Raw genomic sequence first — 20,428 nt, 5'->3', positions numbered from 1 at the left:
TTACCAAATAAACGCGAAGCATCTTAAGAGATGCTTCGCGTTCATAATTATTTATACACAGAGTCTTATGATGGATTTACCAGAAGATAACAGCCAATTTGAACGACAGAAACCAGTTTATCTAGAGCTAAATTTTCAGATTTTTTGTGTTTAAGTATTGCACTTGTAGGTAATTTGTAATTCATTTAGGAAGTGAGAGTCTTCTCAATGCGACGATCGGGGATCAGCCAGATGACTGCAACTAAAGCGTATAATGTACAGGCAAACCATGAGTTTATGAAGGCAAGTGGAATTGCTACAGCATAGACAACTACTGATACTTTTCCTTTGAAATCTTCACCAACTGCGATCGCTAGAGTCGAATCCTTGCCGTGGTAATAAATCAGGGTGCGGGTAAGGATGAAGTAAGCGATCGCAGCCAACAACAATACCGTACCGTAAAGGGCAACTGGCATAGCGGCAAAGTGATTCTCGCCCATCCAACCAGTGACGAAGGGGATTAGCGACAACCAAAACAGCAGATGCAGATTAGCCCAAAGGATATGCCCATTAACATGTCGGACTGCTTGCAGTAGGTGATGGTGATTGTTCCAATAGATGCCGATATAAATAAAACTCAGCACATAGCTCAGAAATACCGGGATTAATGGACGTAGCGCAGCTAAATCGTACCCATGCGGTACTTTGATTTCCAGCACCATGATAGTGATGATGATGGCAATCACCCCATCGCTGAATGCTTCTAATCTCCCTTTTCCCATGTACGCATTCCTTTTCTATTTACTTGAAAGTAAGTTGTGACACTCTGTACTTTATCGTACCAAGTAGTCGCCATTGATGAAGATTGTCTGCGAGATGATCCTTGATATATAGGACTTATATTTGATCTTTAAGCTACACCATACCCTGTATACGGACGCTTATACGGCGGATGTAAACCCAGAATAATATCTTCCTTCGGGACACCAATTTCTACTAATTCCCGCGCAATATCTACATCAGTCATATTGCGCTGAATCCAAATCTTCCCATCCTTAATGTCCAAATGGATGATACAGTTGTAGACTCGCTTAAGTCCCTCCCAGCCAACTTCCAAAAGCTGGTAGTGGTCATGTTCTGTATCAAACACAAGTTGCGATTCAATGTTTGAATTGCCATTCTCAAAAGTAGCGTGAGACGTTAATACTTGGCGGATGCTTTGGCGATACTGTTCTACTCTTTCCATTCGACAATCACCTCCTGAACTGGATCATAACTCACCAACTTCACTTGATAAAGTTTGACAGCTTCCTGAGTGAATCGCTCCTGAAAGAACGAGTCAAAGGTATCGACGGGAACGGCTAAATAAAGTATTCTATCTGGTTCGCTCATGTGTAATGCAAGGCGATAGTTTAAAAACTGCCCCAACGCTGAGTGAAAGTCAGTGATCGCAGAGCTATTAAGAAAGCTTTTGATTTCAACTGCTATTTTTCGCCCCGCCTTATCAGCTGCAAGGATTTTTTCTGCCGCTAGGTCAATCTCAAACTTTACACGTTCAATTCTGATTTTTAGCGGATCTGCTGTAATCACCCATTGCTCTTTGATAAGTGCTTGTTTGACAGCATCATGAAATAGGTCTTTAGCAGCCATTTGTCCTCACATTGAAGCGATCGCCAGAGATTTAACTTTCACTAGCCAATTTCCATCGCAATATCAATTGCTGCGGCTGAAAAATACAGCAGCTATAACAATTAAGCCTAAAAGTGCTAGAGGAACCCAGAGATTAGGTAAATCTGACAAACTCATAAAGGACTTCCAAATAAGTTTAAGTGTGTGAGGTGGAAGCTGGAAGGTACCATCATAAACAGTTGCTACTTGATAAATCAAATTTTAAGTAAGCCTTCTTTTAACTTCTTCAGCCAAATTTTCTAATAGCACTTCTACTTGCTCACCTGTTTTCAAATCTTTGAGCGATGACTTTTGCGCTGCTGCTTCTTCAGAACCAATAATTACGCAAAATTGAATTCCTTGTTTGTCTGCTAATTGAAATTGTTTACCCAAGGGACGCTTATCAAAGTTAGTTATCACATTAATTCCCGCCTGACGCAGATGTTGAGAAACTTTTAAATAAGTAGGCATTAAATCTTCTTGCATATTCACTACCATCACTTGGGCTGGTGTAGCAGCTAAGGTACTAAGAATCCCAGCTTTTAACAAGCGACTAATTAAACGAGTTAAGCCGATAGAAATGCCGACACCAGGCATCTTTTCGCCCAAAAACACCCCGACTAATTCTTCATATCTCCCGCCAGAACAAATGCTACCTAAAGCTTCATGTCCTAATAAGGTTGTTTCGTAAACTGTGCCGGTATAGTAATCAAGACCACGGGCAATGGATAAATCAATACAGAAACGGTTTTCGGCAACTCCGAGATTACGCACCCCAGCAATTACCGTTTCTAATTCGGTAATACCTAAGCTCAATTGCTCGGTTTCTGGCAGATTTTGGGCGAGATGCTTGAGCTTATCTAATACGTCATCAACGGAACCGTCTATTTTAATAAACTCAATAACTTTTTGGGACTGTTCGGCTGAAATTCCTTCTTTTTCTAAATCTTGTTTGACTTTAGTTTCACCAATTTTTTCTAGAGTATCAACAATACCAATACACGATTTAATTTGATTTTCGGCAATACCTAATGATTTAAAGAAACCAGTAAGGACTTTTCGGTTATTGATGCGAATCAGGAAATCACCAATATTAATTGCTTCAAATATCTCAGTGATAATTGCAGGCATCTGAGCATCATAGAGCAAGCTGAGTTCACGACGCGCAACTACATCAATATCGCATTGGCGGAACTGACGAAAACGCCCATCTTTCGCCCGTTCTCCACGAAAAACTACATCTGTTTGGTAGCGGGCAAAAGGAAAAGTTAATTCATTTAGGTGACGGGCAATATACGCCGCTAAAGGAACTGTTTGATCGAACTTTAAAGCTCTTGCTTCCGAACCTGTTTCGCCCGATCTATCTCTCTCGGCTTGTCGATTTGGTGGCAAGATAGGATCGATTCCATAAATGATATTATCGCCTTGATTTCCTTTAGCTTGTAGTACTTCTAAACGTTCTACAGCAGGTGTTTCGATGGGTGTAAATCCATAGCTTTCAAAAACTTTACGGATGATATCTAGCAAGTGTAATTCTAGACGCTTTTCGCTAGGTAGAAATTCTGGAAACCCGCTAGGGGTAGAAAAGTTTATTTTGTCACCTTTGGCCATGCGTGTACCTTACTAAGTTGAGATTGGAGATGAAAGCTTAACGACTGGAAGCCGTGGCTACACAAACAAAGTCCGCGCTTCGACAGGCTCAGTGACCACCTGCGCGGACTGGAGAATAATGAGATTTATCTTTGAGGGGAGAAATTACTATCTTACCCGTTCTTCTTGAATTAGGGTGCGTTGAAAGATTTGATTGTTCTTAAACCAATGCCAAGTGCGGGCACGATTGTTATTGTCAGGACTAATGTAAATCATTTCATATAAGCTCATTTCTGGGTTTGTCTTATAACTAAACCACAAAATAACAATCGAATCATCGGCTTCCCAGGCTTTTCCGTCTATGCGATCGGTGTCAAACCAAAGTTTATTATCTTTATAGATTCCTGGAAATTCATATTCTTCTCGTTTCCCATCAGACCATTTGTAGCGATTGATTTGGTAGTAGGGATGAGGGCCATTTTCTGGAAATTGACAAGTTAAGTGAGATTCATACTTGTCGATGATTTTTCCTGTTATATCAATTAATGTATAAGTTCCTACCCAATCTCCTTCATGACGGGCAAGCACGGGCATTCCTTCTCGAATATTTGACATTGTAATTCACCTCTCAACAACCTTAGGTAAAAACAACCGTTTGAGCAGGTAAGCAGTGCTTACTCTACAAAAACTGCTGAATGTTAGCATTAACATTGTAAGTCGATACAATGGCATTATGAGCCGAGACAATCGCATTGTAAGTCAAAACAATCGCATTGTAAGTCAAAACAATCGCATTGTGAGTCAAAACAATCGCATTGTGAGTCGATACAATCGCATTGTAAGTCGATACAATGGCATTATGAGCCGAGACAATGGCATTGTGAGTCAAAACAATGGCATTGTGAGCCGATGCATTACACTGCTCTTAAAAACATTACCTTCTGTTTGTTGAGCGACTTGCCCTGAGCGTAGTCGTTGGCGCAGCCTCTCGTAGAGAAGGGAGTCGAAACATTGTCTCCTGCCTCTTGCCTCCTTCAAACTTCATTATTAAACCACCAAGGGTCATTAGTAGCGTTAGTTTTGATCAAAATAGCTTTTTTTCGCATGAACCGTTTCAGCGCCGCTGCACCCATACGCGAACCTCCCAAACCAGAAAATTTAAAGGCGTTTTTCTCTCCTTCGTGCATGATGGCGGTGAGTCCAGCATCGTTGATACTAATAGCACCTGCATCTATTTGATGGGCAACTTCTAAGGCTTCTGTTTCCGAGGCAAATACAGCAGCACTTAATCCATAAATTGAATCATTGGCTAAAGACACCGCTTCCTCAACTGTGGAAAAAGGCATTATTGGCATAATGGGGCCAAAAGTCTCTTCGGTCATCACTTTCATGGAATGATTAACCTGGGTAAGCACTGTGGGACGACACCACCAACCGCCACCTAAGTCTTCAATGACACCACCGCAGTGAATGACTGCTCCCTTTTCCACTGCATCTAGGAGATGATCGCTAATAATGGCTGCTTGTTTTTCGGCGATGATGGGGCCAATTTCTCCACTTTCGACTGTGGGATAGGCTAGTTGAAGGCGATGTGCTTTGGCTACTAGTTGATGATAAAACTTTTCAAATATCGATTCTGCAACGTAAATTCGCTCAATTGAGAGGCATGACTGTCCGGTGTTGACGACAGAACCCCACAATATTGCTGAGGTTGCTAATTCTAAGTTGGCTGATTCTAAAACGATCGCAGGATCTTTTCCTCCTAATTCCAAAAAAGCTGGAATAAACTGTTTTGCAGCCGCTTGTGCAACTTTTCTCCCCGTGGCTACACTGCCTGTAAAGCATACTAAATCTACATTTTCAATCAAAACAGATCCAGTTTCGCCTGCTCCTTCCACAAAAGTTAAAACATCGCGCAATTCGGGAACGGCGTTGAGTGCTGTTTTGAGTGGTGCTACGAAGCGGGGAGCAATTTCACTGGGTTTGACAATGACAGCACAACCCGCCAATAATGCCGGGATGGTATCAATGGTAGACAGTAACAGCGGAAAATTCCACGGGCTAATTACCCCGACTAGAGGATAAGGAACGGATATTTGTTGTAAAGCAATAAACGGAATGGCTGTATTTTTTGCCGATTCTTGCAGCAATTCCGGTGCTAGCCGACACCATCGATCGATGCTGGAGAGGAAAGAGTCTATTTCCAATACTGAGGTCGATAATCTTCCTGTATCATTTACCAAAGCTTCCGTGAGGCGATCGCGTCCAGATGATATCGCCTGTTTCCACTGCTGTAAGGCTTCAATTCTCCCCTCTAAGCCCAATTGCTGCCAGCGAACTTGTGCCCGACGCGTGCGCTTACATTGTTGTACCACCAGCCTTGGAGGCGGCGGGATAATTACGTAGTCAAATTTGCCAGTTCGGGGATTGCGGACTTCTATTGTTTTTGTCATTTGTCATTGGTCATTAGTCATTTGTCAAAAGTTATCTATTCTTTATTTCCCCATGCCTAATGCCCCATTTCCAAATTCAAATTATGCCCAATTGGGTTAAACGCTCAATGGTGGCTTGCTGTGTTTGCAGGAAATGTTTGCGGTCTACTTCTCCTTCCAGCATAGTATTAGCGGGGTAAAAGTGTGATTGGCGATAACTTTCGGCGTATAGTTCAAATCGCTGGCGGGAAAGTAAATTATTTAACCCCGGTCGGCGGCGATCGCGGCGTAATGCTGCTAAATCAATCTCTGCAAATGCTGCCATGCTCTCGCCTGCACCTGTTTCTGCTAATACGATTCCGCGATGGTCAATGATTTTAGAGCCACCATCAGCTGAAGCAATGGGGATGGCAATATTAGCGATGCCTGCGGTATTGGCTGAAACTACATAAGCCAGATTTTCCACGGCACGAGTGATTTTTGCCGCGTCTTTGGGCGTGAGATTTTTGTTGTATACTTCCGAAGTGGAATGGACAAAAATCTCTGCTCCTCGCATCGCCAAGCACCGCGCTACTTCTGGATACAAAATTTCTTCTGATGCTAAAGCAGCCAAATTACCGATCTCCGTTTTGGCAACGGGGAAAACTCCTTCTAAGCCATAGCAGTCAAGATATTTATCCCAAACATCATGGGGGGTGGGAGCAAATAAGGAATTTAGCCGCCGATACCGCAAGATGATTGAGCCAGAGGGGTCAAGAATAAAGCAGGTTTGAAAGTACAATCCGGGAAAGTTGGGGTCAACTTCGTAGGCGTTACCTGCTAAAAAGATTTTATGCTTTTGGGCAATTTTACCCAGCGCCTCATACTCAGCACCAGCCATTTCTATACAGGCTTTTTCTGCCCACCCTGATAGAGTATCTCCCATTGGGAAACCAGTCAGGAAATATTCTGGCAGTACAATTAAACGACAATCAAAGCCAATGAAAGCGAGACTGGCAGCAATTTGTTGAGCTAGGCGGTTGATGGAGTTTTGCATGAGCGATCGTGCTTCGTGGCGATCGCTAGTTTGGTTGACTGCATGACAGGTAACTTGCAGTGCCAAAGCGCGGAATGATTCTAGATTAGTGGGCATAGGGTATGGGACTAAGGACAAATGACCAATGACAAATAACTAATGACTAATGCGATCACCACCCCAGAGCGATCGCACAAGTTTATCTGTCAATTCCGAGCCAAATATCTGCGCGGCAAATTTATTACCTGGATCGCGTTCCGCACTGATGCGGCGGAGCGCTAAATCACGAGCAGCTAGAGCTTCCCGTGCATCTTCTGGCACAGGTTCAGCTGCATCTACCCAAGTAAGCCAGCGATCAAGTGTTTCGTGTGCAAGTGCGCGAGTTAGTTCGAGGGTTTCAAAAGTTGGTGCGCCTGTGTAGCACAAGCTAACAGGTGATTGAAATAGACGGATATAAGCACTTTTGCTAGTAAATACCTTGAGCCGCGAATCTTCCTGTAACTTTAAGAATGTTGGGTTAACTGGCTCATAGTAGCGATCGAGATATGCCAAATCGGTTAAAAGCTCAGTTCGGGCAATGTAATCTACATAAAATAAAATATTTCCATTTGGAAGTGTGCCAAACTCAAAGGCCAAATGAGGAACCTGAATATGCGACTTCAACCAAGTCGTGAGACGCATGGTGCTAAAGTTTGATTTTTCAGAGTTTCCTAGCCGCGAATGTACTAGCCAGTCAATATCTTTCCCGGAAAAAGCAGTCAGCGAACCCTTCATATTGCCATCAAGAGTGCTGTATTGCTGTAAATTTTCTACAGAAGGATCTGGATGTAATTCAAAACGAGCGTCTATTTTCTGACGAAGTTCGTTTGTCAAACCCCATAACTGCTCAGATAAGGTTGTACTGTTTACATTAGGTTGCTGCTCAAGCACTGTTTGTATGTACCCTTGTGAGATAACGAATACAAACAAAGCATAATGTCAAAACAAAACAAAATACAAGTATCTAGCTTCTGTCAGAGTTGTTCTGGGGTTAACTTACATCTTGCACCGTGATTCAGACGGATGTATTCTGAATTCTGAATTTTTCTTCAATTATTGTTTGCTTCTCCTGTCTTTGTATAAACTTAATTTAAATAAAAGAACTCCAGGTAGAAGAGAGAATGTCAAATTTCCCCGATCGCACAGAGTCAAACACCGATAAAATTTTACTCATCGGAGTTACTGGCGGCACAGGTGGAAATGTCGTCAAGGGATTTCTCGAACAGGGAGTAACCAACCTGCGAGTCATCACTAGAGAAATTGACCTTAATCGTCCAACTCTTGCAAAACTCAACGATGCCGGAGTTGAACTGGTAAAAGCCAACCTCGATGATGAAACTTCGCTCATAGCAGCCTTTGCAGGGATTTCGGCTGTTTACTGCCACGCCACTTCTGCGGACTCTACTAAAATTGACCCGCTAGAAGTGGAGAGGGCAAGGCGAGTTGCACAAGCTGCCAAGCAAGCTGACATTAAGCACTTTGTCTACAATTCCGCAGGTGGAGCGGATAGGAATTCAGGAATCCCCCGCATAGAGCAAAAGTACCAGGTAGAAAAAATTCTCAAAGAAGCTGGCTTACCGACTACTATGTTGCGAGCCTGCTTGTTTATGGAGGAGTTTTGGAAGAAGTACACGCGACCTTCCATCCTCAAAGGTAGTTTCCCATTTTCCATTCAGCCAAACAAGCCCCTTCATCTAATTACAACGAAAGACATGGGCCGCGTTGCTGCCTACGTCATTAAACATCCCACCAAGTATATTGGTCAAGAAATTGAGCTAGCTGGTGATATGCTGACTCCTCTTCAAATGGCAGAGGCATTTTCTCAAGCACAAGGGATGAAAGTTGTCTACAAAGAGACACCCGCCTGGATTTTCTTACTCTTGCTGCAAAAGGAACTGTTCGATTTGATTCAGTGGTATCGCAAGCGAGGTTATCAAGCCGATGTCCAGCGTTTACGAGAAGAAGAGTTTCCTGGACTTCTGACCACATTTAGGGAATTTCTGACAGAAACCAACTGGGCAAATGCAGAACTTACTTACGAGAGTCTGTGATTGGACTATAGCAATCTGATTTAATTTCTGAAATTATTTGCGTAGGAAGGCAACAGCAAAGAAGCCTCTTTGAGCTATATTGAATGTTTTCAAAAATCAAATATGAGTCCTATAGAATCCATTTGACATCTATTCATTCGCTAGCCTTTTGAGGATGAGTCTGATGAAACAGAGATTGAGTTTGGCTGTGGCAGGCTTTTCTATAAACTTTAATGTTTATTTTGACACCTTCTAGTGTCTAGCTCGTTGCCCATATCAAGCAACGCATTCAGCGACTTTAGAACTGTGGAAAACAGCCCATTAACTAAACCATGATAAAGCTATTGCAGCAACATCCTTAAGTACACGGGCATAAGAAAATATAATACTGTCATTTCGAGTAGGATATAGACGTCGAAACTGGCTTTTCATAGGGTAGTGAAAGAAAACATTTGCAGGGTTTTGAAGTTCTTTTGCAACTGTACAAGACGCTCTGTGAGCAATCTATGATTCCTCATTTAGATGCCTTTATGCTTACTTTAATTTAAGTAATAATACTGAAACTTTATACAAAATAGTTCTTGCTATAATTAATTGTAAAAATAAAAATAATTTTCTTAGTAAACATAGACAAATCAGAACAAAAACAAATACTAATAAGTTAGTTCTTTTGTTACAAGTATAAATATGGCTTTTGATTTAGATGAAACTTTTCAGCTAGACATAGCTAAAATGAATTTAAACGAAGTATATTCAATAGTATTTAATTTTCATCAACCCAAAATTCCTTTTGTAATTTGGTTACTAGAGAATCCTAATAGTCTATTGGCGTTACCTGGAAAAATTAGTCTGCGCCATCATGATTATATTCATATACTTTTAGGTAGAGGTCTTTCTTCTGAAGATGAAGCTTTCGTAATTGGATTTACAATGGGTAATGACTTAAAAACTAATAAGCTACATTTATTCATCTATAAACTTTTTACTAAATTTATATATCCATATCCTTATAAATTTTCAACGTTAGATTTAATAAAATTTGACTTAGGCTTTATTTATGGCAGAAGAATCAAAATGAAAAACATAAACGAGATTAATTTTGAACTTTATCAAGATCAAAATATAGGATATTTAAGAAATATTTTCGATATCAATACTGATGAAATAAAATTTATACTCACACATGAATTAAATTTGATTAATATATAAATTAACATATATCTAAAAAATACTATATATAAAAATGCAATTGCCTAACAAACTGAGATTAGTTCCCTCTCAAATAGTAACTTTAACAGTACTGCTGACGTTACTCTTGTTTATTCCTCAAATTTTGCTCAACTGGCAAGTATATGATAATTTTAATAGTATTACTAAATATGAATTTAAACTCCAAAGGCTGAGTGATGAAATTACTTATCTTGATGAAGTGTTAACAATGTCAGCACGCATGAATGCTGCTACAGGAAAGTTGATTTGGGAAGAACGATATCGCCAATTTGAACCTAAGCTGGATATTGCTATTAAAGAATCTATTAAACTGGCTCCTAAAGTATATGAAAATGAGGACGCTAAAAAAATTGATGCTGCTAATCAGCGATTAGTTGCAATGGAATATCAATCTTTTAAATTAGTTAAAAAAAATCAGAAAGAGATAGCGCAATTACTACTTTTTAACCAGGAGTATGAAAATCAAAAACAAATTTATGCTGATGGTATTGCGAAAAGAAAGCGTAATATCTCACTTCAGTTACAGCAGAAAATTAATGATTATTACAAACGAATATTTTGGGCAATTTTAGAATCTATTATAAGTTTATTAATGCTGATTCCGGCATGGCTTTTAGTATTGCGTTTATTACAGCAATATTTAAAAGCTAAAAAAATTGCTCAAGCCGCTTTAGAAGAAACGAATTATAGGTTGGAAATGCAAGTTACAGAGAGAACGGCAAAATTAAAGCACAAAAATCTTGAATTACAACATACACTGCAAGACTTGCAAAACGCTCAAGTACAACTTATTCAAACTGAAAAAATGTCTTCATTAGGTCAGCTAGTTGCTGGTGTTGCTCATGAAATAAATAATCCAGTTAATTTCATTTATGGGAACGTGATACATATTAAAGAATATAGTCAGCACTTATTAACTTTAATTAACCTATATCAGCAAGAAAATTTTAATCACAACCCAGAAATAACTAGTTTGATTAATAAGATAGATTTAGAGTTTATTATTGATGATATGCCGAAAGTTTTATCCTCAATGGCAGTTGGTACTGAGCGCATCCGCGAGATTGTGCTAACTTTGCGGAACTTCTCGCGTCTTGATGAAGCAGAAATGAAACCTGTTGATATTCATGAAGGGATTGATAGCTCGTTATTAATTTTACAGTATCGTCTGAAGGAAAAGCATAAACAGCAGGAAATTGCAATAATTAAAGATTATGGTGATTTGCCTCTTGTTGAATGTTATGCAGGAGGGCTAAATCAGGTGTTTATGAATATCTTAACTAACGCTATTGATGCTTTATATGAATGGGAAACAGAGTGTTTAAAAGGAAAGGTTAAAAAAGACCTTAGCTGTATTATTATCCATACTCAAGTTAAGAATAAAGAGTGCGTGATTATTAGTATTAAAGATAATGGGCCAGGAATGACTGAGGAAGTCAAGACTAGATTGTTTGACCCCTTCTTTACTACTAAACCTGTAGGTAAAGGTACTGGCTTAGGATTATCTATTAGTTACCAAATCATAGTAGATAAGCATAACGGAAAAATCAAGTGTATTTCTTCACCTGGTAAGGGTACAGAGTTTGTGATTGAGATTCCTATCAAGCAAGTACAGTAAGCAAATATATTAACAAAGCTATATAGCATATCCAAATGATGCCGACAAATTTGGGTATCTACGCTATCTTCCTAAAAATTACTAATAGAAAATCCTCGACGTGTGGGTTTAATATTGGCTAACTCCACCTGAAAACTTACCTTATCGCTCATTTCTCCACTTCTCGCTTCCAAAGTCCATTTTCCAGGACGCAAATTCCAAAATAAAGAATTAGCTGAGTTGGTATCTAACTTTTCCCCATTTAACCACCATTCAACTGGTGCAGATTTATTTCCTGCTAACTTAAATTCGAGTTTTTGCTTACCTTCTTCACCTGGATAGAGTAAAAATAAATCGTCATGATGCGGAGATAAAATTCTCAAACTGGTAGAAGTAAAATTTGATTGCTGTTGTTTTGCCAACCATTCATCATACTCTGGTGGCAAATTAAATTGATTTTCACCTTCGTAATTATTTTTATCTTCTGGATAGAAATATTCCTGTACTACTGAGGTACAATCTGGTGTTGGTCGTAACCCTGAAATTGCACAAACAGGTAATTGCACTAAACCTTCTGGAGATGGAAAACCTTCTGGTTCTTGATGTTCGTGCAGATGTAACATAATTCGATTCCATAAGGGTGCAGCCCCAGTCACACCTGAAACCTGTCGCATCGGTTCACCGTTGAAGTTACCTACCCAAGTAGCGACAGTGTAATCTGTGGTGAAGCCAACAGTCCAAGTATCACGAAAATTGGAAGAAGTGCCAGTTTTAACAGCAGAGGGAAAGGGTAAATTTAATACAGAGTTTACACCAAAAGCTGTTGCACGAGCATGATTGTCACTGAGTATGTTGGTGATTAATTGCCATATTGTTGTCGAATTTGGGATTTTAGGTCGCACCTTTGATACGCTTCCAGCGTAACTTGGATTTGAGATTGGAGAATTGAAAAATGTGCTTACTAAAGGTGTAGCATCTCCAAGTCGTGCTATGGTCAGGTAGGCATGAGCTAATTCCCAGAGGCTGACTTCACCACTACCTAAAGTTAAACCCAAACCATAATGTTCTGGAGTTTGATTGAGGTGTTCAAACCCCAGTTGATGTAGTCGTTCTAAGAAAGTTTCCACACCTACTTTTTCTAACACGCGCACGGCGGGGACATTTAGGGAATTTGCTAAAGCGATTCGCACCCGCACTGGCCCAAGAAACCTTTCAGTATAATCTGTAGGGCTATAAAGTTTTGCACCGGGAATTGCATAACGGGCGGGTACATCTGCCAAAATGGTATTTGGACGAATTAAACCTTTTTCTAAAGCTAATTCATAGACAAAAGGCTTGAGCGTAGAACCTGGTTGACGTAGCGCTTGCACTCCATCATTGCGTCCCAGTTTGGCTTCATTAAAGTAATCAGGCGAACCGACATAAGCCAAAACTTCACCAGTGTGGTTATCAATCACTAACGCCGCTGCATCATGGACATTGTTAGCGGCGAGGGAAGAAATTACCTGCTGTACCTGTGCTTCGACAAACTGCTGCAAAGAGCGATTTATGGTGGTGCGGATAACGGATTGATCCCCCCTAACCCCCCTTAAAAAGGGGGGGATTAAGCCTCCTTTATCAAGGGGTGTTGGGGAGATTTGATTGGCTAACCAAAATAAAAAGTGTGGTGCGGCGATAATTCCCCGTTGGCGAGATTGAAACACAACTTTTTCGCTGTGTGTTCGGGTGGCGTTCGTCGAAGACGTTGGCGCAGCTATCGCACCACTGATGTACTTTTCCTCTACCATCCGATTAAGGACGTATTTTTGCCGTTGCTTCAGCCGTTCCCAATGTTCATAAGGGTTAAAGTATGTGGGATTATTAGGAATAGCAGCCAACAAACTAGCTTGAGCAAGATTCAACTCACTAGCTGGGATGGAAAAATAAATCTGCGCGGCTGCTTCCACACCATATATATTCCCGCCCATTGGCAGCCGATTGATATATGCAGAGAGAATTTCATCTTTATTCATCCCTGCTGCTAACCGCCAAGATAGCCAAATTTCACTCAGTTTACCAGAGAAGCTGCGCGGCACTGGATCTAACATCCGCGCCAACTGCATAGTAATAGTGGAAGCGCCGGAAACAATTCGTTTGGCGTGGATGGCTTCTTTGCTGGCGCGGATAACAGCTTTCATATCCAACGCCCCATGATGGTAAAAGCTGCCATCTTCGGCGGCTAAAATCGCATGAATAAAATGGGGCGAAACCTGATTTAGGGGTACTACTGATGTATGCTCTTGGTCGCGGGTGAGCAATGTTCCTAATGGTAAACCATTGCGATCGCTAAATTGCATTGCCAATTGATTTTGGGCAATATCTGCGGCACGAATGGGCGCAAAATAAGGGAGTAGGCGTACCACGAGACAGATTACCAGCACAGCTAGGATAACTTTACTAGTGCGCTTAAGTTTGAGTAGCGATCGTAAAATTAGTTTCATCAGGGAATCCCCTGTCCAAGAAAACCTACCTTAATCTTGACGCAGCGATTACATCTACATCAGTAAATATTTCAAATCCTTAATAATTAATTTTTACTAACTCAACAGATGTAAATTAATGTTTGCGAAATTTAAATGCTTCTTTATGGTTAAGAATTGTAGTTATTTTTGGAACAATAACACTAGATTAGTTATCTATGTAAATAAACATACGTTACATCTATGAACTTGTGTAAAAATAACTAATTACCTTGCGTCCTTTATTAGCCTTGGCATTTCCGACTCCATAAGGGAATGCAAGTTTTTATTTGCGATAATTTGTAAATTTTTTATTTTTAATTACTAGAAAAATGATTATCAGAGTTTTACTGCGTTTCCAGCATAAAATAACCTATCGCCTTCTTCGCGTTCTTAGCGGTTCGTTAAAAAAAATTAGACGTTCTTTAAGCCGGAAGAGAACAATACAGTTTTTTCTTATCTTTACATTTATACTGGGGATGGCAGGGTGTAATTTTTTTGGTATCAATTCAAGTAAAAAACAACTTCCAGCAGTTTCGTCAATCACACCACCAAAATTACCAGACTGGATTGAACAAATTAGTCCCATTGGAGATGCAAAACCCCTCAATCAAATCCGCATCCGTTTTAAAGAGGCTTTAATACCAGTTGAAAGTCTTGATAGTCCAGAACAGCAAAAAATATTACAAAAATTTGCCCTTTGGCCGCCTTTACCCGGTCAATTTCGCTTTTTAACACCGCGTATGGTGGGATTTCAAGCTGATAAAGCCTTGCCAATAGCGACACGATTTCAAGTCACTCTTAAAGCAGGTTTAGCTGATTTAAAAAATCATCGCCTAGACAAAGATTTACCTTGGACTTTCAATACCGAATCTATCAACCTGACTAATTTACCCGGTGTTAATCCTATTGAAAAGGCTGATATCGAGCCAATTGATTTACAACAGAAGTTACAGTTTACTTCCAATGCCGAATTGGATTTAGCTTCTGTACAAGAACATTTACAATTAATTCCCGAAGGTACAAATAAAGGTATAGGTTTTAAAGCTGAATTAAACAAAGAAGAAAAACCATTAAAAAATGAAGAAGACCCTTTAGAAAAGTTTGACCCTTCAGCACGCAATTGGATTTATAATCTTATCCCACAGCAAAATCTGGAAAAAGCAACCAGTTATCGCCTGGTATTTTCTCCCGGAATCCGTCCTGCTTATGGCAATCTACCTACAGCGAAAGAATTTGCCACTAAGTTAGCAACTTATTCGCCTTTGGCATTTCAGAAAATTAACTTTTATGGACAGCCAGATTCAGGGGGAACTTTTGGAAGATTTGTTAAAGGTAGTCCACAGCTAAAATTTAATAATGTCTTATTGCCAGATTCAGCTAAAGAAAATATTACTATTAATCCATCACCAAAAGAGATTTCGAGAATTCTGCAAGTTAATGATGAAGATAAAATTGTCGGCATAAATCCTTATGCGCTAGAAGCTGCTAAAACTTATACAATTACTATCGGTGCAAATCTCAAAGATAAGTTTGGGCAAACTTTGGGTAAACCCGTCACACTTAAATATGATACTGGAGATTTAGCTGGTGATATCTGGGTACCATCAGATTTGAATATTTTCCCCACAAGTAAAGATTTACAGCTAAATATTAGTACCGGAAATCTGCCAGAATCTAAATATAAAGCCGCTTATCGAGTAGTTCAACCAACAGATTTAGTTTATTTTAATAATAGTAGTGATTTATTACCACAACCTGCTGATTGGCAAAGCTTCAAGGTATCGGGTAAGAAAAATCAATCAGTTGATATTGCTGTTCCTTTGCGAGAAAAAATAAACTCGACTACGGGAATGTTAGCTTATGGAGTCCAAGCCCGCACTAATAAATATCAGGACAATGGTAAGGAACTGTGGCGCGAACCTACGACTTATGGCTTAGTTGAATTGACTAATTTGGGCGTATTTACTCAGTGGTTTCCTGAGTCAGGCTTAATTCGCGTCAATCATCTTACAGATGGTTCGCCAGTTAAAGCGGCGGCTGTTGAAATTTATCAATCAAAATTACAAGCAAAATCTCGCCCCGAACCTTTACCTTGTGCAATAGGTAAAACTGATGAAAATGGAATTTTTAGAATTGCTAGTGAAGGATTACAGCAATGTTATTCTGGAAATGAAAGCTCTAGTAAATCACCACAGTTATTAGTAATTGCCCGTGAAAATCAAGATTGGGCATTCGCTAGAACTGAAGAATATAGCGGTGTTTATGGCTACGGTATTGATGCAGGTTGGCAAGATGCTAAACCCGAATCACGCGGGGTCATTTTCTCAGATAGACAGTTATATCAACCAGGTGAAAAAGCTTGGTTAACTGGTTTTGCAGACTACTTACAAAATGGTGCAATCCAGCAAGATAAAAATGCTGCTTACCAATTAACTTTGGTAAATCCCGATGGTCAAAAAACCAGCTTAGGTACGCAAACTACAAATGAATTTGGCAGTTTTTCTCTAGAACTGCCAATTAAAACTACTCAGCGCTTAGGCTACTATACAGTCCAGGCTAAAGGTAAAAACGGACAAGAAATTTCTGGAGAATTTCGGGTAGCTGAGTTTAAGCCACCCAACTTTAAAGTCGAACTCAACTTAGATAAAGAATTTGCTCTCATTGACGAGAAAGTTAATATTAATGCTACAAGTAATTATTTGTTTGGTGCGCCTGTAGAAGGTGGAGAAGCAAAATATTTTATTACTCGTCAGCAGACTGATTTTGTGCCTAAAGGTTGGGAGGAATTTACTTTTGGTAGGCAATGGTTGTGGCCAGAGGAAACGCCTACTATATCTAGTGATGTATTGCAAACTAATGCCCAGCTAGATGCTAATGGTAAAAGTAGTCAAACTGTGAATGTGGCAAATGATTTACCATATCCGATGACTTACCAGGTGGATGTGCAAGTTGCAGATGTTTCTAATCTTTCTGTAGCGAATTCCAAAACATTTACAGCCTTACCGAGTAATCGCCTTATTGGATTAAAAAGTAATTTTATCGCTGATGCTGGTAAGGCTTTTCCTGTTGAAGTGATTGTTACTGATCCTACAGGAAAACCAATCACAGGTCAACGGGTACGGGTGGAATTACAACAGATTAAATACAGCAGCGTCACGCAGTTGGTAGAAGGTAGTCGAACTCCAAAAAATCAAGTTGAATATAAAACAGTGGGACAAGCAGAAATTACATCTGCAAGTAATCCGCAATCGGTAAATTTAACAGCACCGGAATCCGCTTCATATCGGATTAGAGTGAATTTTAGCGATGCCAGAAGCGAGTTAAGTGCCACAGATTTACAAATTTGGGCAACTGGAGTAAATCCGGTGTTTTGGGGTTCTAAGGAAGATGATGTATTAGAAGTTAAGTTAGATAAAAAAGAGTTTAAACCTGGTGAAACTGCTACTGTATTAATTCAATCTCCCTATCCAGATGCAGAATTATACTTTGCTGTGATTAAAGATAAACCTCTTTATCAGCAGATTGTCAAAGTTCAGGGAGGCGCACCACAAATTCAGTTTCAAGTTACACCAGAAATGTTGCCAAATGCAGCCATTGAAGCTGTATTAGTAAGACAAGGTAAACCCATCAATCAAGTGGAAGCGGGAAGTTTAGATAACTTGGTGAAGATTGGTTTTGCACCTTTTAAAGTTAATTTAGAAGATAAGTATTTAAAACTGCAAGTTAAGCCAGTGCAAGCATCATTAGAACCCGGTGCAGAAGAAACAGTACAACTAGAATTGAAGGATAATCAAGGCAATCCCACCAAAGGACAGTTTACAGTCATGGTGGTAAACGAGGCGGTGTTACAACTTTCTGGTTATCGTCCGCCAGATTTGGTAGATACAGTTTATGCAGAACAGCCAATTTCTACCCGCTTTAACGATAATCGCGCAGATGTCATATTACAAGCACAAGATGTAGCTAAACCTAAAGGTTGGGGTTATGGCGGTGGTTTCTCAACTGGTGCAGCCAATACTCGCACTCGCACCGATTTTCAAGCCTTAGCTTACTACAAAGGTTCTGTTCTCACCGATGCAAATGGGAATACACAGATAACCTTTAAACTCCCGGATGACTTAACTACATGGCGAGTGATGGCTGTCGCCACCGATGGAAATCTGCGTTTCGGGAATGGGGAGGCGACCTTTATCAGCACCAAGCCACTGCTAACTAATGCCATCTTGCCACAATTTGCCCGTCCAGGCGATCGCATCCTCGCTGGTTTATCTGTAACTAACAACACTGGAAATACAGGAAATCTTTCAATTAATGGCGAACTTAGCGGTACTGTGAAGTTTGCTGACAAAAACCCCACAGCGACTTCTTTGCAAACCAAAGCTGAATCTGCAACTCATGCTTATCGCTTTCCAATGCTGGCGGATAGCGTGGGAACTGGTAAAGTTCGCTTTACGACTCAGCTAAATGGTACAGCCGCAGATGCTTTTGAAGTACCTTTGGAAATTAAGCCAATTGAAATTACAGAACAAGTCGTTGAATCTGGTGTCACTGAAAAACAGGTGAAGATTCCCCTGAATGTTGATAAAAATACCTTCCCTGATGCGGGAGGTTTAGATATTCAGTTGGCGAGTACTTTGATTCCAGAAATTAAAGCACCAGCAAAACAAGTTTTAGAAGATGATGATTTACCATTCACAGAACCGGCAGCCAGTCAGTTAATAATTGCAGCAAATCTGCAAATTCTTGCCCAAAAATATGGTCAGAACTTTGTAGAATTTAATCCTAGCCAACAAGCAAGTCAAGCAATTGAAAAATTGCAAAAACTCCAAATAGCCGACGGTGGTTTTGCTACTTTTCCCGGACAAGAAAAATCCGACCCTTGGGTTTCTTCCTATACGGCTGAATCTTTGGCTAAAACAAGTCAGGTGTTCCCTAATTTAGTCGATTCTGCAATAGTGTCTCGCCTAAAAGCTTATTTACAAAAAATTCTGGCGAACCCTGGAGAATATGAGTTTTGCAAACAACTACTCTGTAAAAGGCAACTGCAACTTAATGCTTTAATCTCTTTAGCAGAATTGGGAGACAAACGCAATACTTTCCTCGCAGATATTTATCAACAGCGCAATAACTTTGATGTAACAACTCAAATTAAACTAGCGCGATACTTATCTCAATTTCCAGAATGGCAAGATGAATCTCAACAATTAGTCAATAAGCTGCAACAGAATATCTATGAGACTGGTCGCACAGCAGTTGTAAGTTTACCCAGCAGTTGGGCATGGATGAGTTCATCTACCACGACACAAGCGCAAGCTTTACGATTATTTATTGTCAAACAAAGTAAACCCGAAGTTATAGATAAGTTATTTCAAAGTCTGCTGGCATTGCGACGGGATGGTACATGGCAAACCAACTATAATAATGCTCAAGCTTTAACAGCTTTGGTAGATTATAGTCAACTGCAACCCACACCACCTAATTTTATTGCCACAGTGGATTTAGCTGGTAATAAGTTAGGAGAAAATCGCTTTGAAGGTTACAGAAATCCTAGCTTACAGCTAAATGTGCCGATGAATAAATTACCTCGTGGGCGTAATGATTTAACGCTGCAAAAATCAGGTAATGGCACTTTGCACTATTTGGTTGCTTACAATTATCGCTTGCAAGGAAATCAACCAGGCAGGTTTAACGGACTACGCATAACACGAGAAATTAGTCAAGTAAATCAAGAGAAAGTTTTGCAAAAAACAGGTCTTTATGCTTTCGATAAACCCTTGACTTTAGCCTCTGGACAGGTGTTTGATATTGGTTTAGAAATTATCGCCGATCATCCTGTGGATCATTTGGTGATTAAAGATCCGCTACCATCAGGATTTGAGGCGGTAGATGCAAGTTTTCAAACTGCTACAGCTGCATTACAAGCAAAAGCCGATAGCTGGGAACTTGGGTTTAAGAATGTGTACCGCGATCGCATTATCGCCTACGCCGACCACCTGGAACCAGGAGTTTATAGTCTGCATTACTTAGTCCGTTCTGTGACACCTGGGACATTTTCTTGGCCTGGTGCTGAAGTTCACTTGCAATATGCACCAGAAGAATTTGGGCGCACTGCTGAATCTATATTAATACTTGAGGATGGGAAGTAATTATTGATACCATGTTTAGATACAACAAATCTAAAAATCTTTCCAAGTATATACTCAAATTTTAGCTAGGGTAGAACGCTTAACTAGCCGATTTGGTTTTTTTGAGCGCAGGAAAGGCTCATATAAGACCCTTTCTTAACAAGCGTACTTAAGTAAAGTCTACGTTTATTACATAGATATGTTGAAGTTAAAGTAAAAACA

The 20,428-nt window shown here is 40.0% G+C and carries 13 protein-coding genes; 4 read left to right on the top strand and 9 right to left on the bottom strand.

Features of this window, described 5'->3' with window-relative positions; all coding sequences use genetic code 11:
* Positions 1 to 185: 185 nt before the first annotated feature.
* The 8 genes from HWQ42_RS11940 to HWQ42_RS11905 all read right to left on the bottom strand — a co-directional run bounded on the left by HWQ42_RS11940 (position 186) and on the right by HWQ42_RS11905 (position 7,614).
* Positions 186 to 761, bottom strand: a complete 576-nt coding sequence (locus HWQ42_RS11940; RefSeq protein ID WP_292812204.1) for a TMEM175 family protein — start codon at positions 759 to 761, stop codon at positions 186 to 188.
* 128 nt (positions 762 to 889) lie between these two features.
* Complete coding sequence (locus tag HWQ42_RS11935; RefSeq protein WP_292812202.1) at positions 890 to 1,225, bottom strand: XisI protein; 336 nt, start codon at positions 1,223 to 1,225, stop codon at positions 890 to 892.
* Positions 1,213 to 1,629 carry a XisH family protein gene (locus HWQ42_RS11930; RefSeq protein ID WP_292812200.1) on the bottom strand — a complete coding sequence of 139 codons (417 nt, stop codon included), beginning with the start codon at positions 1,627 to 1,629 and terminating at the stop codon, positions 1,213 to 1,215. The genes HWQ42_RS11935 and HWQ42_RS11930 overlap by 13 nt, the downstream gene beginning before the upstream one ends.
* A 240-nt stretch (positions 1,630 to 1,869) precedes the next feature.
* Complete coding sequence (gene hisS, locus HWQ42_RS11925) at positions 1,870 to 3,258, bottom strand: histidine--tRNA ligase (RefSeq protein WP_292812198.1); 1,389 nt, start codon at positions 3,256 to 3,258, stop codon at positions 1,870 to 1,872.
* Positions 3,259 to 3,405: 147 nt separating this feature from the next.
* Positions 3,406 to 3,852, bottom strand: coding sequence for a DUF3598 family protein (locus tag HWQ42_RS11920; RefSeq protein ID WP_292812196.1), 447 nt, complete (start codon positions 3,850 to 3,852; stop codon positions 3,406 to 3,408).
* Between the two features lie 419 nt (positions 3,853 to 4,271).
* Complete coding sequence (locus tag HWQ42_RS11915) at positions 4,272 to 5,690, bottom strand: aldehyde dehydrogenase family protein (RefSeq protein WP_292812194.1); 1,419 nt, start codon at positions 5,688 to 5,690, stop codon at positions 4,272 to 4,274.
* A 76-nt stretch (positions 5,691 to 5,766) separates the two neighbouring features.
* Complete coding sequence (locus tag HWQ42_RS11910) at positions 5,767 to 6,801, bottom strand: nitrilase-related carbon-nitrogen hydrolase (protein ID WP_292812192.1); 1,035 nt, start codon at positions 6,799 to 6,801, stop codon at positions 5,767 to 5,769.
* Between the two features lie 39 nt (positions 6,802 to 6,840).
* The gene (locus HWQ42_RS11905) at positions 6,841 to 7,614 is read right to left on the bottom strand and encodes a red chlorophyll catabolite reductase (RefSeq protein WP_292812190.1); all 774 of its coding nucleotides are present in this window, start codon (positions 7,612 to 7,614) and stop codon (positions 6,841 to 6,843) included.
* Positions 7,615 to 7,844: 230 nt separating this feature from the next.
* On the opposite strand from HWQ42_RS11905, the gene HWQ42_RS11900 reads away from it, so the two are divergent.
* The 3 genes from HWQ42_RS11900 (at position 7,845) to HWQ42_RS11890 (ending at position 11,601) form a co-directional block, all read left to right on the top strand.
* Positions 7,845 to 8,774, top strand: a complete 930-nt coding sequence (locus tag HWQ42_RS11900) for an NmrA family NAD(P)-binding protein (protein WP_292812188.1) — start codon at positions 7,845 to 7,847, stop codon at positions 8,772 to 8,774.
* A 666-nt stretch (positions 8,775 to 9,440) separates the two neighbouring features.
* Positions 9,441 to 9,962, top strand: coding sequence for a hypothetical protein (locus HWQ42_RS11895; RefSeq protein ID WP_292812186.1), 522 nt, complete (start codon positions 9,441 to 9,443; stop codon positions 9,960 to 9,962).
* Between the two features lie 34 nt (positions 9,963 to 9,996).
* Complete coding sequence (locus HWQ42_RS11890) at positions 9,997 to 11,601, top strand: ATP-binding protein (RefSeq protein WP_292812184.1); 1,605 nt, start codon at positions 9,997 to 9,999, stop codon at positions 11,599 to 11,601.
* Between the two features lie 71 nt (positions 11,602 to 11,672).
* On the opposite strand, the gene pbpC is transcribed toward HWQ42_RS11890, so the two are convergent.
* The gene (pbpC, locus tag HWQ42_RS11885) at positions 11,673 to 14,060 is read right to left on the bottom strand and encodes a penicillin-binding protein 1C (RefSeq protein ID WP_292812182.1); all 2,388 of its coding nucleotides are present in this window, start codon (positions 14,058 to 14,060) and stop codon (positions 11,673 to 11,675) included.
* A 497-nt stretch (positions 14,061 to 14,557) separates the two neighbouring features.
* On the opposite strand from pbpC, the gene HWQ42_RS11880 reads away from it, so the two are divergent.
* Entirely contained in the window at positions 14,558 to 20,227 is a 5,670-nt protein-coding gene (locus HWQ42_RS11880; protein ID WP_292812180.1) for an alpha-2-macroglobulin, read from the top strand.
* Positions 20,228 to 20,428: the final 201 nt, after the last annotated feature.

Origin of the sequence: Nostoc sp. JL23 (assembly GCF_017115065.1) — a bacterium.
Taxonomy (GTDB): Bacteria; Cyanobacteriota; Cyanobacteriia; order Cyanobacteriales; family Nostocaceae; genus Nostoc; species Nostoc punctiforme_A.
This window is presented reverse-complemented; position numbering and strand designations above follow the sequence as displayed.

What these genes read in the sequence shown, in the direction of transcription:
- HWQ42_RS11940 (WP_292812204.1), bottom strand. Translation starts at nt 761, where the DNA reads ATGGGAAAAGGGAGATTAGAAGCATTCAGCGATGGGGTGATTGCCATC.
- HWQ42_RS11935 (WP_292812202.1), bottom strand. Translation starts at nt 1,225, where the DNA reads ATGGAAAGAGTAGAACAGTATCGCCAAAGCATCCGCCAAGTATTAACG.
- HWQ42_RS11930 (WP_292812200.1), bottom strand. Translation starts at nt 1,629, where the DNA reads ATGGCTGCTAAAGACCTATTTCATGATGCTGTCAAACAAGCACTTATC.
- hisS (WP_292812198.1), bottom strand. Translation starts at nt 3,258, where the DNA reads ATGGCCAAAGGTGACAAAATAAACTTTTCTACCCCTAGCGGGTTTCCA.
- HWQ42_RS11920 (WP_292812196.1), bottom strand. Translation starts at nt 3,852, where the DNA reads ATGTCAAATATTCGAGAAGGAATGCCCGTGCTTGCCCGTCATGAAGGA.
- HWQ42_RS11915 (WP_292812194.1), bottom strand. Translation starts at nt 5,690, where the DNA reads ATGACAAAAACAATAGAAGTCCGCAATCCCCGAACTGGCAAATTTGAC.
- HWQ42_RS11910 (WP_292812192.1), bottom strand. Translation starts at nt 6,801, where the DNA reads ATGCCCACTAATCTAGAATCATTCCGCGCTTTGGCACTGCAAGTTACC.
- HWQ42_RS11900 (WP_292812188.1), top strand. Translation starts at nt 7,845, where the DNA reads ATGTCAAATTTCCCCGATCGCACAGAGTCAAACACCGATAAAATTTTA.
- HWQ42_RS11895 (WP_292812186.1), top strand. Translation starts at nt 9,441, where the DNA reads ATGGCTTTTGATTTAGATGAAACTTTTCAGCTAGACATAGCTAAAATG.
- HWQ42_RS11890 (WP_292812184.1), top strand. Translation starts at nt 9,997, where the DNA reads ATGCAATTGCCTAACAAACTGAGATTAGTTCCCTCTCAAATAGTAACT.
- pbpC (WP_292812182.1), bottom strand. Translation starts at nt 14,060, where the DNA reads ATGAAACTAATTTTACGATCGCTACTCAAACTTAAGCGCACTAGTAAA.
- HWQ42_RS11880 (WP_292812180.1), top strand. Translation starts at nt 14,558, where the DNA reads ATGGCAGGGTGTAATTTTTTTGGTATCAATTCAAGTAAAAAACAACTT.